This window comes from Streptomyces sp. NPDC030798 (assembly GCF_055572275.1).
The window spans coordinates 50,180-65,401 of record NZ_JBVIDR010000001.1 but is presented as its reverse complement, the minus strand read 5'-3'; the positions used below and the strand labels follow the sequence as shown (position 1 = coordinate 65,401).

Genomic DNA, 15,222 nt, shown 5'->3' with positions numbered 1-15,222 from the left:
AAGGCATCCCCGTCCGGACCGTTGACGGGGTGTCATGTTTGGAACAAGCATGGTGCGCGTCCGCACTTGGGAGCGCTCCCATGCCGAGGAAGTGCCACCCGAACTCCCCCTGAGGAGTCCAGACGTGAAACGACGCAGAACCGCTGTGCTGTCCCTCACCGCCCTGCTGGCCACGGCGCTCACCGCGCTGCCGGCCGCCCCCGCCGGGGCCGACGAGGTCGAACAGGTCAAGAACGGCACCTTCGACACCACCACCGAGCCCTGGTGGACGACCGGCAACACGACCGCGGGCCTGTCCGAGGGGCGGCTGTGCGCCGACGTGCCCGGCGGCACCGCCAACCGCTGGGACGCGGCCGTCGGGCAGAACGACCTGACCCTGGTGAAGGGGCAGTCGTACCGCTTCTCCTTCAAGGCCTCCGGCTCCCCGCAGGGCCATGTGGTCCGGGCGATCGTCGGGCTGCAGACCGCGCCGTACGACACCTGGTACGAGGTCAGCCCGGAGCTGAGCGTCTCCGGGGACAGCTACGCCTACACCTTCACCTCGCCCGTCGACACCACCCAGGCACAGGTCGCCTTCCAGGCGGGCGGCGCCGCCGACCCCTGGCGGCTGTGCCTGGACGACGTGTCGCTGCTCGGCGGCGTCCCGCCCGAGGTGTACGAGCCGGACACCGGCCCCCGGGTCCGCGTCAACCAGGCCGGCTATCTGCCCGCCGGACCCAAGAACGCCACCCTCGTCACGGACGCCACCACGCCGCTGCCGTGGCAGCTCAGGAACGCCGCCGGCCGGACGGTCGCCCACGGCCGGACCGTGCCGCGCGGCACCGACGTCTCCTCCGGGCAGAACGTGCACACCATCGACTTCGGCGCCTTCCGGGGCCGCGGCACGGGCTACACCCTGGTCGCCGACGGCGAGACCAGCCGCCCCTTCGCCCTCGGGACCGGCGCCTACGAGCAGCTGCGCCTGGACTCGCTGAAGTACTACTACACCCAGCGCAGCGGCATCGCGATCCGCGACGACCTGCGCCCCGGCTACGGCAGGCCCGCCGGCCACCTGGACGCCGCCCCCAACCAGGGCGACGCGAACGTGCCGTGCCAACCGGGCCTGTGCGACTACACGCTGGACGTCACCGGCGGCTGGTACGACGCCGGCGACCACGGCAAGTACGTCGTCAACGGCGGCATCTCTACCTGGGAGCTGCTGAGCACCTACGAACGCTCCCTGCTCGCCCGCACCGGGGAGCCGGGGCGGCTCGGCGACGGCAGCCTGGCCCTCCCCGAGAGCGGCAACAAGGTGCCCGACGTCCTCGACGAGGCCCGCTGGGAGCTGGAGTTCCTGCTGAAGATGCAGGTGCCGGACGGGCGGCCGCTGGCCGGCATGGCCCACAGCAAGGTGCACGACGCCCAGTGGACCGGCCTGCCGCTGCTGCCCAGTGACGACCCGCAGAAGCGGGAGCTGCACGCCCCGACCACCCAGGCCACCCTGAACCTGGCGGCGACGGCCGCGCAGGCGGCCCGCCTGTACCGGCCCTACGACCGGGCGTTCGCGGCCCGGGCCCTCACGGCCGCCCGCAAGGCCTGGGCCGCCGCCCTGGCCCACCCCGAGCTGTACCCCGACCCGGACGACGGCACCGGCGGCGGCGCCTACCCCGACGACAACGCCTCCGACGAGTTCTACTGGGCGGCCGCGGAGCTGTACCTCACCACCGGGGAGCGGCAGTTCGCCGACCACATCCTGTCCTCACCCGTCCACACCGCCGACATCTTCGGCCCCCTCGGCTTCGACTGGGGCCGCACGGCGGCGGCCGGCCGCCTCGACCTCGCCACCGTGCCCAGCAAGCTGCCCGGCCGGGACAAGGTCCGCAGATCCGTGATCAAGGCCGCCGACCGCTACCTCGCGACCGCCGGCACCCAGCCCTACGGCATGCCGTACGCCCCCGACGGCAACCTCTACGACTGGGGCTCCAACGCCCAGGTCCTGAACAACGCGCACGTCATCGCCACCGCCTACGACCTCACCGGGGCGGCCAGGTACCGGGACGGGGCCGTCGAGTCCATGGACTACGTCCTCGGCCGCAACGCGCTGAACATCTCGTACGTCACCGGCTACGGCGAGGTCAGTTCTCACCACCAGCACAGCCGTTGGTACGCCCACGAGCTGGACCCGAACCTGCCGGACCCGCCCCGGGGCACGCTGGCCGGCGGACCGAACTCGAGCATCCAGGACCCGTACGCGCAGAGCAGGCTCAAGGGCTGCACGGGCCAGTTCTGCTACATCGACGACATCCAGTCCTGGTCCACCAACGAGACGGCCGTCAACTGGAACGCGGCGCTGGCCTGGATGGCCTCCTTCGTGGCGGACCAGGGGTAGGGCCCGGCTTCGGCGTCCCCGGTCACTTGCGGTACCCGAGGATGGTCATCATGCCGCTCTCCGAGTGGTACTGGTTGTGGCAGTGCAGCATCCACAGGCCGGGGTTGTCGGCGTCGAAGTCGAAGACCAGTTTGCGGTGGGGGAGCACGATGGAGGTGTCCTTGCGCGCCCCCACCGCGTCCAGCCCGGTCAGGGCGAAGGTGTGGCCGTGCAGGTGGATGGGGTGCCACATGTCGGTCGCGTTGATCATGGTCACCCGTACCCGCTCACCGGCGCGGACCGGGTGGCGTTGGCGCACGTCGTACGGACGGTGATCGAAGCCCCAGTCGTACTTCTCCATGCTGCCGGTGATCCTGATGCGCAGCTGCCTGTCGGGCTTGCGGTCGTCCAGGGCCACGGAGTCGTCCGGGACGAGGCGGCGCGCGGGCAGGATCCGGCCGTCGAGTTCGTCCGGGCGGACGCCGGGAGCGGGAAGACTCCGCCCCTTGTCGGTGCGCAGAACGGCGAGACCTCGGCCCGGCTTGCCCTCGGAGAGGGCGACCAGCGGGAAGACGCCGTCCTTCGCGGTGACGAGCACGTCGTACCGCTCGGCCATGCCGACGAGGAGGGCGTCGGTCCGCTGGTGTCTCACCGGGTAGCCGTCGGTGTGCGTGACGGTCATGGTGTGACCGCCCAGCGCGACCCGGAAGGCCGTCTCGGAGCCGGCGTTGATGATGCGCAGCCGTACCCGGTCACCGGGGCGGCACCGGAACGTGGAGGGGGCGGCGGGCAGGCGGCCGTTGACGAGGTAGTAGGGATAGGCGACGCTGCCGCCGTCCCCGTGCAGCAGACGGCTGTGGGAGTCGTGCAGGATCCGGGACGGACCGGCCGACCGGTGCGAGGCCGTCGGGTGCGGGCTCGCCGTGCGGCCGGGGTCCGGACGGCCGTGCTCGGGTCCCATGGCCATGCCGGTCATCTGCATGGAGCCGCCCTTCGGCAGCAGCTGGGTGAGCACCCGGTCGGGGGTGGAGCCCTGCACGCCGTCCAGCCAGTCGTCCAGGAGGACGATCCACTCCTTGTCGTAGGCGAGCGGCTCCTTCGGGTCGTCGACGATGAGCGGGGCGTACAGGCCGCGGTCCGGCTGCATTCCCACGTGGGAGTGCAGGAAGTAGGTGCCGGGGTGGGCGACGGTGAACCGGTAGGTGAAGTCGGTCCCGGCCGCGATGCCGCGCTGGGTGAGGTCCGGCACCCCGTCCATGTCGCAGCGCAGGCGCACGCCGTGGGAGTGCAGCGTGGTGGTCTCCGGCAGCCGGTTGGCCAGTGTGAGGCTGAGGACGTCACCGGCGGTGACGCGCACCAGCGGGCCGGGCACCGACTCGTGGTACGTCCACGTGCGCACGGTCCGGCCGCCGAGGTCCACCAGGGACTCGGTGGCCGTCAACCGGGCCATGTGCACTCGCCCGGAGCCGCGCCGGCGCTCGGCGGCGTGCACCTCCGGGCCCGACGGGTCGACATATCCCTTGGGGCCGGGGGGAACGAAGCCGCCCTGGCCGGTCGTCGTGGCCCCGGGGCCGGGGGAGGGACGGGGGCCGTCGCGGGTGCAGGCAGCCAGCAGCCCCGCGCCGGCGGCAGCGATCGGAGCACGGAGGAGAGTACGCCGCGAAGGTGTGTGCATGTAGGAAATAAGACACGTTTTGTGCTCATATCTGATGGATCTGGGGCGGCGCGTCCGCTGGTGTCGGGTGCCGCGGACCCGGCCTCGCATCCCCGTAGGTACCGTAGGAATGGGCGGGTGACCTGCGGATATTTACGCGTGAGTACCCGCGCGGTACCGTGAGGGCATGCCAGCTCTCAACGTGGAGTTCAGCGAACGCGAACTAGAGGACCTGCGGCAGATCGCCAAGGAGCGGGGTACGTCGATGAAGGCCCTCGTGCGGGAGGCCGCCGCCGCCGACATCGCGCGGCACCGGGCGCTGCAGGAGGGCGCCGAGGCCTTCCGGAGCTTCTTCACCGCCCACGCCGAGGAGTTCGCGGCCGCCTTCCCCGACGACGAGCCCGCCGCCAAGGGCGAGGCCGCCTGAGTGATGCCCTCCGTCATCCATATCGACGTCCCCTGGCTGCTCCAGCGGCACGAGGAGCTCCTCCCCGACCAGCCCACGGTGGACGACTTCTCCGCGCTGGTCGCCGCCGTGGCCCGGCACCGCGTCGACCCGCCCCGGCTCGGGGTGGACTCCGACCCGGCCTGGCGGGCCGCCGCGCTGCTGCACACGCTGGCCCTGCTCAAGCCGCTGCCCGCCGCCAACGCCCGCTTCGCCTGCGCGACCGCCGTCGCCTACATGTTCGTCAGCGGTGTCGGCATCGACCCGCCCTACGGCGCGCTCGTGGACCTCGCCCGCGACCTGATCTCCGGCAAGACCGACGTGTACGGCGCGGCCGACCGGCTCCGCTCCTGGCAGCTCTGACCGCCCGGCCGGCGGGGAAGCAGCCGGGGCGGCCGGCCGGGGGAGTCCTCCGGACGGGGCCGCCGGCCGAGGGCAGGAGGAACGGGGCCGGCGGCCGGTTTCGCGCAGGAGAGCTGCCGTCCTGTGCGGGGCCTTCCGAGGTGGCCGGACCCCAGTCCACTACCGCCCCGCGCACCCCGGGAGCGTGCGCGGCCGCCCGGTGCGTGCGCACTCTTCACACGGGGCGCGCGGAAAACCTAAAGAGGGCGTGGGGAACCGGCCGGAGGGCCGCTTTCTGACTTTCTTTCAAACCTGTCGATGTGTCCCGAGCGCCTTGTTGCATGTGTGGAAGTTGTGCAAGGGTTGAAACACCCGTGCGGGGGGTAATCGCCGAGCTTCTTTGGCAGTTGGGGAACCGGGCCGGTACGGAACCGCCACATTTCCCGCTCCCCGCGCGCATCCCAGAAATGGCACCAACGCACCATTCACGCACCAAAGGAATCCGCTCAGTGCCCACCCCCCACCCTCCTCGTCCTCCCTACCCGCCCTCCGGCGGCGATCCAGGGGAGTCCGACGAGTCCCTCACCGGCCCCCTGCGTGCCGGCTCGGACGCGGAGGCCTCCCGGTCCGCCGCCCTGCTGATGGCCCGGCACTGGCAGCCGGCGCAGGACTACGCGGTCATCTGCCTGGCCGCCCCCGGGCCCCTCGCGCACATGGTCACCGCCACCGCCTTCCACCAGGTCCTCGGCCGGCTCGCGCTCGGCGAGCCCGCGGACGCGCTGCGGCCGCGGCTGCTGGTGGCCGTCCGGGACACGGTCGTGAACTGGTCCACCACGGACCGGATAACCGTCGTGCTGCCCGGACTGCAGAAACCCGCCGGGGGCCGCGGCATGCGCAACGCGAAGACCCTGATACCGGAAAACCGCGCTCTTTCCGAACGTTCATTCCATGGCCTTCCCCGGCTCGAACAGGCGTTGCTGTGGCATGTCGAGGTCGAGGCCGAGCCGATAAACATCCCGGCCGGGCTGCTCGGCATGGACGCCGCCGGCGCGGCGGCCGCACTCGAACAGGCCCGCGACAAATTCCGGGAAGGGTGTGTCCGCGCCCACCGGGAACTGGCGCCCAGTACCGACTGCCGGCACTACAACCGCCTCCTGGACGTGCCGATCCGCCGGGGCGGCGCCCTGCTGCCGGACGTCCGGCAACACCTCGCCGGCTGCTCCTACTGCCGGCACGCCGCCGAGCAACTGGGCCGGATCGAGGCAGGGCTGGGCGTGCTGCTCGCCGAAGCGGTCCTCGGCTGGGGCGCCCGCCGCTACCTCGAGTCGCGCCCGGGCCGCCGGCGAACGGACACCACCCCTCGCGCCGCTGCCCGGCGCTCCGGGGGCCGCAGCCGCGGCGGCGGAAGGCCCGGGCTGCTCTCCCGGTCGGCCGGCACCGGGGGCCGCCGGCGCGCCGGCGGCGAGCCGGGTGCACTGGCCCGGGTCCCGCTGCCCGCGCCCGTGCGCCGCGCGGCCGACGCCGGCTGGTCGTCCCGGACGCTGCTCACCGGGGTCGGCGTGGCCTCGGCCGGGCTGCTCGCGACCGTGCTCGTGCTCAGTGTGCTGCCGGACGGTGGTGACGGCACGGCCCCGGTCGCCTCCACCGGCGCCGGCACCGCAGGCCCGTCGCCGTCGGTCTCCGCCACGACCCCGGGCACCGCGGCCCTGCCCTCGGCCGGCCGGCCGACCCGGCTGCGCAACGCCGCCGCCGAGCTGTGCCTGGACGTCAAGGGCAGCCCCGAGGCCGGCGCGGCCGTGGTCCTCGCCGCCTGTTCCTCGGCGCCCTCCCAGCAGTGGACGTACGACGCCGACGGGCAGCTGCACAGCGGGGCCGACTCCGGCCTGTGCCTGGACTCGCACGCCGACGCGGGCGTGGTCATCCTCGGCACCTGTGCCGACGCCGGCGCGAAGCGCGGCGACGACGTGCGCTACGACTTCACGGTGCAGGGCGAGTTGCTGCCCCGCTGGGACGACACCCTCGCGCTCGCCTCGGCCGGCGAGGACACGGGCGCTGACATCGTCGTCAAGGTCCGCGACCACTCCACCGCCCAGCGCTGGCTCACCGACCCACCCCCCACCACCCCCGGCTCCCTCTCGATAGCGGGCACCCAGACCTCCTCCGCCCACCCGGCCCGACTCCCGGGCAAGGGTACGTAGGGGCGTCCTGGCCGGGGCGCAGAACGGGCCCCGGCCTCGGCCCCGCGGCGCGGACGGCGGCGGGGGTCAGGCCTCGGCGGGCAGCAGGTCGGAGCGGCTGACGGTGTGGGGGGTCGCGTGGCCGGAGAGGGCGAGGGTGAGGTCGAGTTCCGCGAGGAGGCAGCGGACGACGTGTTCCACGCCGGGCTGCCCGTCCAGGCCGAGGCCGTAGACGTAGGGCCGGCCGAGCAGGACCGCGCGGGCGCCGAGAGCGAGGGCCTTGAACGCGTCGTCGCCCGTGCGCACCCCGCTGTCGAACAGCACCGTCAGCCGGTCGCCGACCGCGTCGGCGACCAGGGGCAGCGCGTCGGCCGCCGCGACGGACCCCGCCACCTGCCGGCCGCCGTGGTTGGAGACCACCACCCCGTCCACCCCGGCGTCCGCGGCGAGCCGGGCGTCGTCCGGGTGCAGCACGCCCTTGAGGACGATCGGCCCGTCCCAGTGCTCGCGCAGGAACGCCAGGTCCGGCCAGGTGTGGCTCGCGTCCCCGAAGAGGCCGAGGAAGTGCAGCACCGCCGCGTTCGGGTCCTCGTGCACCGGCTTGGCCAGACCCGCCCGGAACGCCGGATCGGTGAAGTAGTTGGCGGTGCCCACCCCGCGCAGGAACGGCAGGTACGCCTGGTCCAGGTCGCGCGGCCGCCACGACAGCAGCGGCGTGTCCAGGGTGACGACCAGCACCGAGAACCCCGCCGCCCGCGCCCGGCCGAGGAAACTCCGCGTCACCTCGCGGTCCTTGCCCCAGTACAGCTGGAACCACCGCTCGGCGTCCCCCATGGCCTCCGCGACCTGCTCCAGGGGCGTACTGGACGCCGAGGACAGGATGTACGGCACCCCCTGCGCGGCGGCGGCCCGGGCGGCCGCGCACTCGGCGTCCGGATGCATGATCGACAGCACGCCGACCGGCGCCAGAGCCAGCGGCGCCGGCAGGACCCGGCCCAGCACCTCGACCGTCAGATCACGCTCGTGGACGTCGCGCAGCATGCGCGGCACGATCCGGTGCCGGGCGAGGGCCGCCCGGTTGGCGCGCGCGGTGCTGCCGTCGCCCGCGCTCCCCGCCACATAGCCCACCGGGCCGGGTCCGAGCCGGTGCTCGGCCAGCTCCTCCAGCCGCGTCAGGTCGGTGGGCAGCCGGGGGACCACACCCGTCATCCCGTTCAGATAGATCTCGTACTGGAAGTCGGCCCAGTGCTTCGCCATCCGTCCCTCCCACCGGTCGTCGCGCCGCGTCGCGCTGCGGCCCGACCATACCGACGGGTAGCCGGGGGTCCTCCGCGGGGTCCCGCGGGCCCGCCACGGTGCTTCGCAACGCGACGAGCGGAATGTTTCAGGCCTATTAACGAAGCGGTGGTTTTCGGCCATCCAGCCGCTTGAATCGATCAAGAACCGCTCAGTTGCACGGCCGACCTGTTCAAATTCCGTGACTTCGCGCCACTGATTCAACACGCAAGGTTACCGAAAGCCGTGGGGTCGATGTGAGTTTCCCCGGCGGAGTCGGCAGAGTGGCGCTCGCCGCTCCGGCGCCGACCGGCCGGAGCCGGCTCGTCTCTCGAGCGGAAGGATGCACACAATGCGGAACACCGCGCGCTGGGCAGCGACCCTCGGCCTCTCGGCCGCCGCCGTCTGCGGACCCCTGACCGGGGGCGCCGCCGCTGCACCGGACGCCGCCCCGTCGTCGCTCTACGCCCCCTCGGCGCTGGTCCTCACCATCGGACACGGCGACAACGCGGCCACGGCCACTCCGGAGCGCGCCGTCACCCTGAACTGCGCCCCGACGGCCTCCGGCACCCACCCCGCCGCGGCCCAGGCCTGCGCCGAACTGCGCGGCGTCGGTGGCGACTTCGGCGCCTTCAAGCCCCGCGACAACGTCTGGTGCACCAAGCTGTACGACCCGGTCGTCGTCACGGTCCAGGGCGTCTGGCAGGGCAAGCGCGTCTCCTACGAACAGACCTTCGGCAACTCCTGCGCGAAGGACGCGCTGAACAGCAGCGTCTTCGCGTTCTAGGACCGGGATCGCAGACGGTCCCCGCAGCGCCGGATCAGGCTCGCAACTGGGGAGTGCGGCCCCTGCAGCGGGGATCTGCGATCTCGCACCGGGACCGGACGGGCGGAGTGGGGCCGCCCGCCGGCCCGGGCACACAGCCGCTCCCCGGACAGGCCCGTGGGGGGCCCGACCGGGGAGCGGCGAAAAACAACCGGTTTCAACCAGCGAACTACGCCTTGCGGCGGTGGCTCGTGTCGCACCAGGGATAGCGGCGGCTGCGGCGGCAGGTGCACAGGGCGACCCGGAAGCGGTCGGAGGACACCGTGGTGCCGTCCTCCAGTTCGATCTCCACGGGGCCCTCCACGAGCAGCGGCCCCCGCCGCTGCATCCGGATCCGGCGCGGCCGGTCAGCAAACTCGTTCGGCACGGATGACCACCAGCTCTTCCTTGTCGTCGGCGGCCGACAGCAGACCGCGCTGCCGCAGCCAGCCCTCCCGGGAGCGCAGCACCGGACCGAAGGCGATCCAGCGCCGCCGGACCACCGCGGCCTTCAGGCCCGCCGTGCGCAGCAGTTCCAGGCTCCGCTCGGGACCGCTCAGCGCCGAGTGGACGACCAGCAGCACACCCCCGGGCCGCAGCAGCCGGGGCGCGTCCCGGCAGATCCGGTCCAGCAGCAGCCGCCCGTCCCCGCCCGCGTCCCAGGCCCGCGACCGCCCGTGCGGCCGGCGGCCCGCGTCGGGCGCCGGGACGTAGGGCGGATTGGCGAGGATGACGTCGTACGACCGGCCGCGCACCGGGCCGAAGAGGTTGCCGCGCCGGATCCGCACCGGCAGCCGGGCCAGCCACGCGTTCAACCGCGCGGTCCACACCGCCCGCCGCGACACGTCCACCGCGGTGACCTCGGCGCCGTACCGGGCGGCCACCAGCGCGAGCGCACCGCTTCCGGTGCCCACGTCCAGGACGCGCGCGCCGGGCGGGGGCGCCTCCTCCCGGAGGGCCTCGGCCAGCAGAGCCGTGTCGTCCTGAGGGGCGTAGACACCCGGAAGCACCAAAGCGATCACATCGCGCGGGTACCCTGGCATTCAGGATGTATGGGTCATCACGGCATCAAGCGGGGCGTGCAGCGACGACCGTCCCGCACGCCACTCGGTGAGCAGGTGCCGCGCCAGCCGGCCCTCCAGGAACTCGGTGGCGTCGATGCCGAACGCGATGTCGTCCGCCAGCTCCGGCTCCTCCTCGAGCAGCCCGCCGATCACCTCGTGCCGGACCACCTGCTCGTGCACCGCATCCGCCTCCACGTGCTCGTCGTAGAAGAACTCCGCGGCCGGCCCGGCACCGGTGCGGCGCATCGCCTCGGCGAGCCGCCGGGATCCGGGGGAGGAGGTGATCTCCACGTCGGCGAAGTGACCCACCAGCGCCCCGCGCAGCTCACGGTGCAGCCCGAGCAGGGACATCAGGTTGACGACCGCGAGCATCTCGGCGCAGCCCGCGTCGAGATGACGCCCGTACGTGGGGTCCAGGCCGAGGTCGGTCATCAGGTCCGCGAACAGCCGGGCGTGCACCCGCTCGGCGCGACCGCCGCCGAACTCGTCGTACTCCACCGCCGCCATCGCCGCCTTCGCCCGGCCCCACAGCCGCGGCAGCACCCAGGCGTGCGGGTCGGCCTCCTTGAGGTGGTACAGCGAGCGCTGCGCGGCGTACTCGCGCAGCTGCCACAGCTCGCCCTCGTCCCGCAGGAAGTGCGTGACGCCCGTGCCCTCGGCCGGCTCGACCAGGAGGGCGCCGAGCGCGTCGTCGACACTGCCGTGCCCGGGCGTGTCGGCGCGCAGCGCGGACAGGAACCGCCGCTCCAGCGCGCCCCGGACCCGCAGCAGCTCCGGGTCCCACTCGTGCTCGGGGGGCACGCCCGCGAAGCCGCGGTAGTGCAGCTCGTAGCACACGTACAGCGCGAGCTGGAGGTCGTCGCCGTAGGGGTCGGCCGCCTCGGCGTCGGCGGGGTGGGGCAGCGGGCCGGTGCCGCGCAGATACGCGGCGACGGCAGCGGAGAGCGGCCCGCGCGCGGCGGGCAGCGCGGGTCCTCGCAGGTGGTGGTTCATGCGGCTCGGGTACCCGGAGCCGAGGCGAAAGCACCCGTGGCCGCCCGCACCTCATGCGAGATGCCGACCGAGGTCACCGGCCGGCGGGCGAGGGGCGCCCGCAGATGCGCGAAGGCAACGGGCCCGGCCGTGCGCGCATGCCGGCCTCGGGCGGCCGGGCTCCGCCGCCGGGAGGAGAAGCGAGGCCGGTGCTACGGCACCGGTGGCGCCGGCCGCCCGGGTCCCGGCGGAGCGTTCCGTGGGCGCAGCGGGCGGCCGTCGCCGTTCACTCGCCGTCCGCCTGCTTCTGGGCCCCGGTGTTGGGGGTGATGGCGTCGCCCGCCTCGCCCTCCGTGTGCGTCTGGTCCTCGTGCGTCTCGGCGTCCTCGATCTCCCGGAGCACCTCCTCCAGGGCCGTCTCGGGCCGTTCCTCGCGCTCGTCGGCGCCCGACATGACGTCTCCTTCCGTCGTCGTCCGGACCACCGCGGGTTACCCGCCCAAGCGATCTCAAGCGTGCCGCACGGACAGTGGGAAGGGGCCGCCGTCTCCCTGCTGACGGCGGCCCCTTCGGCTCGGTGGTGCGGGTCGGTCACATGTGGACGACCGGAGCGGCCCCGGCGTCCTGCTGCGGCACCCCGCGCCGGTAAAGGAGGAACGCGATGACCGCGCCGGCGGCGAAGAAGCCCGCCGACCACCAGAAGGCGGTGGTGTAGCTCTCGATCGTCGCCTGGGCCCGCACCAGCTTGCTGGTGGCGTCCCGGCCGGAGATGTAGTCGGTGGCTGCGCTCGCGGCCAGGGTGTTCAGCAGCGCCGTACCGATCGAACCGCCCACCTGCTGCATGGCGTTGACGGTCGCGGAGGCGACACCGGCGTCCTCGGCCGCCACCCCGCCGGTGGCCAGCTGCATGGCGGTCGGCATGACCAGCCCGAGGCCCACACCGATCACGATCAGCTGCGGCAGCACATCACCGGCGTAGTGCGAACCCAGGCCGATGCCGGTCAGCCAGGCCATACCGGCCGTGGCGATCGCGAAGCCGAGCGGGATCACCGCCTTGGGGCCGATGCGCGGCAGCAGGACGGTGGTGCCGAGCTGCGCGGTGACCATCAGGGCGCCGACCATCGGCAGGAACGCCACACCGGTTCTCGTCGGGCTGAAGCCGAGGTTCAGCTGCAGGTAGTAGGTCAGGAAGAGGAAGACGCCGAACATGCCCGCGCCGGTGATCAGCACCGCGACGAACGAGGCTCCGCGGTCGCGGTCGAGCAGAATGCGCAGCGGCAGCAGCGGGTGCGCGGCGCGGGTCTGCCACCAGGCGAAGGCCGCCAGCAGCAGGCCGCCCGCGAGCAGGAAGCCCCAGGTCAGCGGCGAACCCCAGTCGTGCGTCTCGGCGTTGGAGAAGCCGTAGACCAGGGAGAACAGACCCGCGGCGACCAGGACCGTGCCCGGCACGTCCAGCTTGGCGGTCGCCGCGTCGCGGTGGTTGCCCAGCAGGATCCAGCCGCCGGCGAAGGCGACGACGGCGATGGCCACATTGACGTAGAGCGTCCAGCGCCAGTCCAGCGCGTCGGTCAGCACACCGCCGAGCAGCAGCCCGACGGCGCCGCCGGCACCGGCGATGGCTCCGTACACGCTGAACGCGCGGGCCCGCTCGCGGGCGTCGGTGAACGTCGTGTTGAGCAGCGACAGGGCGGCCGGCGCGAGCAGCGCGCCGAAGGCACCCTGCAGGGCGCGTGCGGCGACCAGCATGGTGAAGCCGTTCGCGGCACCGCCGAGCGCGGAGGCCGCGGCGAAGCCGACGACGCCGGCGAGGAAGGCGGGCTTGCGGCCGAACAGGTCGGCTGTGCGGCCGCCGAGCAGCAGCAGGGAGGCGAACGCCAGCGCATAGGCGGTCACGATCCACTGCCGGCTGCCGTCGGAGAAGCCGAGGTCGGCCTGGGCGGAGGGCAGGGCGATGTTCACGATGGTGGCGTCGAGCACCACCATCAGCTGGGCCACGGCGATGACCGCGAGGATCCACCAGCGCTTGCCGGAGACATCGGCGGCGGCCTTTTCGGCGGCCCCCGCGCGGGAGCCCTCGGCCAGGGTCTTCTGGGACATGGGAACCACTCCAGGGAAGTCGTTCACGTTCGCCGGCGAACTCGTAAACGAAACGGTTTCGTACGCTTGGAGGCTAGACGACTTGGAGCGAAACGGCAACGTTTCGTTTTCTGGAAGGGTGGGACGGGCGCGGGGCGGCCGCACGCCCGCTTCCCGGGGTGCGCGGAGTTTCAGCCTGTGGCGCCATGGATACTCCATGCACCCACGGCGCCGGACGTCACCCGCCCGCGCCCACCGTCGCAGTGAGGTCGGTGACCATGTCCGCTTCGTCCTCTTCGCTCAGCCCCGCAGGAGCACCCGGCCGCGGTCTGCCCCGGACGGCGTCGCTCCCGGAAGCGGGCCCCGCGCCCCGGGCCGTTCCCGGGCGCACGGCCCTCGTGACGGGTGCCTCCTCCGGCATCGGCGCGGCCGTGGCCCGCCGGCTGGCCGCCGAGGGGGGCTGGCATCTGGTGCTCAGCGGGCGTGACGTCACCCGGCTGGAGCAGATGGCCGCGCGGTTGCCGGCCACGGCCTTTCCCGCGGATCTCAGCCGCCCCGGCGCCGGCCGCCGGCTGACCGGCCACGTCCTGGAGCAGGTGGGCAGCCCCCGTCTGCTGGTGGCGGGGGCCGGCGTCGGCTGGGCCGGTGACTTCACCGCGATGCCCCGCTCCCGCATCGACGAGGTCGTCGGCGTCGACCTGCTGGCCACCCTGCACCTGGTGCGCGACCTGCTGCCGCACATGGTCGCGGCCGGCGGCGGACGCGTGGTGCTGATCGGCTCCCTCGCCGGCAGCGTGGGTGTGCGCGGCGAGGCCGTGTACTCCGCCGCGAAGGCCGCGCTGGCCGCCTTCGCCGACGCCCTGCGGTACGAACTGCGCGGCACCGGCGTGGGCGTCAGCCTGGTGGTCCCGGGCGTGGTCGACACACCCTTCTTCGAACGGCGCGGTGCCCCCTACCGGCGGGCGTGGCCCAGGGCCGTGCCGCCCGAGCGGGTGGCCGACGCGGTGTGGAGCGCCGTCCGGCACGGCAGGGACGAGGTGTACGTCCCCGGCTGGCTGCGGCTGCCCGCACGGGTGCGCGGGACCGCGCCGGGACTCTACCGGCGGCTCGCCGCCCGCTTCGGGTGAGCGGACGGCGCTCCGTTCGTGCCACGCAGGTGTCGGTCTCAGCAAGGAGGCGAGTCATCGATGGGGTCCTCGTCCGGCCGGCCATGGCGGACCGCGGCCGTCGTGCTGCCGCTGACCGCGGCCGGCGCGCACATCGGACCGGCGGCCACCTGGCTGCCGACCGTACGGCGCCTGCTGTTCCCCCGGCTCTCCGGCACCGGTCACCGCCGGCACATCGCGCTGACCTTCGACGACGGGCCGGACCCCGTGTCGACGCCGCTGTTCCTCGACGCGCTGGACGGCCTGGGCGTGAGGGCGACGTTCTTCCTGCTCGGCTCGGAGGTGGTCCGGCATCCCGACCTGGTCCGGGAACTGGTCCGGCGGGGGCACGAACCGGCGGTGCACGGCTGGACCCACGACCGCCCGTGGCGTCCCGCCCCGGCCCGTGACCTGGCGGAGGTACGGCGCGCCGTGCGCGTCGTCCACGACACCGCCGGCCGGCGGCCCCTGTGGTACCGGCCGCCGTACGGCATCCTCACCTCGGGACGCTGGATCGCCGCCCGCCGGGCCGGACTGCGGCCGGTGCTGTGGTCCGCGTGGGGGCGGGACTGGACGCCCGACGCCACCGCGGCCTCCGTACGGGCCCGGGTCGCGGCGGACCTGCGCGGCGGCGGCACCGTCCTGCTGCACGACTCGGACCGGGCCGCCGCCCCCGGCTGCTGGCGGGCCTCCCTCGCCGCCCTGCCCGGCATCGTCGCCGGCTGCCACGAGGCGGGCCTCACGGTCGGCCCCCTGTGCGAACACGGCCCGGGGCCGGTGCTGCCGGCCGGGCCGACGCCGGAGCCGCTGGGCGTCTGAGGCACGGTGGGGGAGGGGCCGCGCACCGGGGAGCGGGGCCTTCGCCGGACGGCCCCTGGTGCAGGGCGGCTGTCCGCCGAGTCGGCCGTGCCCGTCGGCGGT

General features: G+C 73.7%; 14 protein-coding genes. 7 read left to right on the top strand and 7 right to left on the bottom strand.

Annotated elements, in window-relative coordinates:
* The first annotated feature begins 124 nt into the window (after positions 1-124).
* On the top strand, positions 125-2,368 hold the full coding sequence (locus tag ACZ404_RS00265) for a glycoside hydrolase family 9 protein (protein ID WP_468435009.1): 2,244 nt from the start codon (positions 125-127) through the stop codon (positions 2,366-2,368).
* Between the two features lie 22 nt (positions 2,369-2,390).
* Here the strand turns inward: ACZ404_RS00265 and ACZ404_RS00260 are convergent, their stop codons facing one another.
* A complete protein-coding gene (locus ACZ404_RS00260) occupies positions 2,391-4,022 on the bottom strand; it encodes a multicopper oxidase family protein (protein WP_468435008.1) in 1,632 nt (543 codons plus the stop codon).
* Between the two features lie 166 nt (positions 4,023-4,188).
* Here ACZ404_RS00260 and ACZ404_RS00255 point away from each other — a divergent pair, with 166 nt between their 5' ends.
* The 3 genes from ACZ404_RS00255 (at position 4,189) to ACZ404_RS00245 (ending at position 6,986) form a co-directional block, all read left to right on the top strand.
* Complete coding sequence (locus tag ACZ404_RS00255) at positions 4,189-4,428, top strand: hypothetical protein (protein ID WP_468435007.1); 240 nt, start codon at positions 4,189-4,191, stop codon at positions 4,426-4,428.
* Between the two features lie 3 nt (positions 4,429-4,431).
* Complete coding sequence (locus ACZ404_RS00250) at positions 4,432-4,809, top strand: toxin Doc (protein WP_468435006.1); 378 nt, start codon at positions 4,432-4,434, stop codon at positions 4,807-4,809.
* Between the two features lie 488 nt (positions 4,810-5,297).
* Positions 5,298-6,986: an RICIN domain-containing protein gene (locus tag ACZ404_RS00245; RefSeq protein WP_468435005.1), complete on the top strand. Its 1,689-nt coding sequence runs from the start codon at positions 5,298-5,300 to the stop codon at positions 6,984-6,986.
* 66 nt (positions 6,987-7,052) lie between these two features.
* On the opposite strand, the gene ACZ404_RS00240 is transcribed toward ACZ404_RS00245, so the two are convergent.
* On the bottom strand, positions 7,053-8,222 hold the full coding sequence (locus ACZ404_RS00240; protein WP_468435004.1) for a lactate 2-monooxygenase: 1,170 nt from the start codon (positions 8,220-8,222) through the stop codon (positions 7,053-7,055).
* 370 nt (positions 8,223-8,592) lie between these two features.
* Between ACZ404_RS00240 and ACZ404_RS00235 the strand changes: the two genes are divergently transcribed.
* A complete protein-coding gene (locus ACZ404_RS00235; protein WP_468435003.1) occupies positions 8,593-9,027 on the top strand; it encodes a protease inhibitor in 435 nt (144 codons plus the stop codon).
* A gap of 208 nt (positions 9,028-9,235) precedes the next feature.
* Here the strand turns inward: ACZ404_RS00235 and ACZ404_RS00230 are convergent, their stop codons facing one another.
* The 5 genes from ACZ404_RS00230 to ACZ404_RS00210 form a co-directional block, all read right to left on the bottom strand.
* Positions 9,236-9,433 carry a CDGSH iron-sulfur domain-containing protein gene (locus ACZ404_RS00230; RefSeq protein WP_468435002.1) on the bottom strand — a complete coding sequence of 66 codons (198 nt, stop codon included), beginning with the start codon at positions 9,431-9,433 and terminating at the stop codon, positions 9,236-9,238.
* Complete coding sequence (locus ACZ404_RS00225) at positions 9,414-10,088, bottom strand: HemK2/MTQ2 family protein methyltransferase (protein WP_468435001.1); 675 nt, start codon at positions 10,086-10,088, stop codon at positions 9,414-9,416. The genes ACZ404_RS00230 and ACZ404_RS00225 overlap by 20 nt, the downstream gene beginning before the upstream one ends.
* The gene (locus ACZ404_RS00220) at positions 10,089-11,102 is read right to left on the bottom strand and encodes an iron-containing redox enzyme family protein (RefSeq protein WP_468435000.1); all 1,014 of its coding nucleotides are present in this window, start codon (positions 11,100-11,102) and stop codon (positions 10,089-10,091) included.
* 265 nt (positions 11,103-11,367) lie between these two features.
* Positions 11,368-11,535 (bottom strand): hypothetical protein, encoded by a 168-nt coding sequence (locus ACZ404_RS00215; protein ID WP_468434999.1) that lies wholly within the window; start codon positions 11,533-11,535, stop codon positions 11,368-11,370.
* A 136-nt stretch (positions 11,536-11,671) separates the two neighbouring features.
* Positions 11,672-13,177, bottom strand: a complete 1,506-nt coding sequence (locus tag ACZ404_RS00210) for an MFS transporter (RefSeq protein WP_468434998.1) — start codon at positions 13,175-13,177, stop codon at positions 11,672-11,674.
* Between the two features lie 257 nt (positions 13,178-13,434).
* Between ACZ404_RS00210 and ACZ404_RS00205 the strand changes: the two genes are divergently transcribed.
* Together ACZ404_RS00205 and ACZ404_RS00200 are read left to right on the top strand one after the other, a co-directional pair.
* Complete coding sequence (locus ACZ404_RS00205) at positions 13,435-14,283, top strand: SDR family NAD(P)-dependent oxidoreductase (RefSeq protein ID WP_468434997.1); 849 nt, start codon at positions 13,435-13,437, stop codon at positions 14,281-14,283.
* A 60-nt stretch (positions 14,284-14,343) separates the two neighbouring features.
* Positions 14,344-15,120 (top strand): polysaccharide deacetylase family protein, encoded by a 777-nt coding sequence (locus ACZ404_RS00200; protein WP_468434996.1) that lies wholly within the window; start codon positions 14,344-14,346, stop codon positions 15,118-15,120.
* Positions 15,121-15,222 lie beyond the last annotated feature (102 nt).

Excerpts from the sequence above, each read along its gene's own strand:
- ACZ404_RS00235 (WP_468435003.1), top strand. The coding sequence starts at position 8,593 with ATGCGGAACACCGCGCGCTGGGCAGCGACCCTCGGCCTCTCGGCCGCC.
- ACZ404_RS00220 (WP_468435000.1), bottom strand. The coding sequence starts at position 11,102 with ATGAACCACCACCTGCGAGGACCCGCGCTGCCCGCCGCGCGCGGGCCG.
- ACZ404_RS00210 (WP_468434998.1), bottom strand. The coding sequence starts at position 13,177 with ATGTCCCAGAAGACCCTGGCCGAGGGCTCCCGCGCGGGGGCCGCCGAA.
- ACZ404_RS00205 (WP_468434997.1), top strand. The coding sequence starts at position 13,435 with ATGTCCGCTTCGTCCTCTTCGCTCAGCCCCGCAGGAGCACCCGGCCGC.
- ACZ404_RS00255 (WP_468435007.1), top strand. The coding sequence starts at position 4,189 with ATGCCAGCTCTCAACGTGGAGTTCAGCGAACGCGAACTAGAGGACCTG.
- ACZ404_RS00260 (WP_468435008.1), bottom strand. The coding sequence starts at position 4,022 with ATGCACACACCTTCGCGGCGTACTCTCCTCCGTGCTCCGATCGCTGCC.
- ACZ404_RS00215 (WP_468434999.1), bottom strand. The coding sequence starts at position 11,535 with ATGTCGGGCGCCGACGAGCGCGAGGAACGGCCCGAGACGGCCCTGGAG.
- ACZ404_RS00240 (WP_468435004.1), bottom strand. The coding sequence starts at position 8,222 with ATGGCGAAGCACTGGGCCGACTTCCAGTACGAGATCTATCTGAACGGG.
- ACZ404_RS00225 (WP_468435001.1), bottom strand. The coding sequence starts at position 10,088 with ATGCCAGGGTACCCGCGCGATGTGATCGCTTTGGTGCTTCCGGGTGTC.
- ACZ404_RS00200 (WP_468434996.1), top strand. The coding sequence starts at position 14,344 with ATGGGGTCCTCGTCCGGCCGGCCATGGCGGACCGCGGCCGTCGTGCTG.
- ACZ404_RS00250 (WP_468435006.1), top strand. The coding sequence starts at position 4,432 with ATGCCCTCCGTCATCCATATCGACGTCCCCTGGCTGCTCCAGCGGCAC.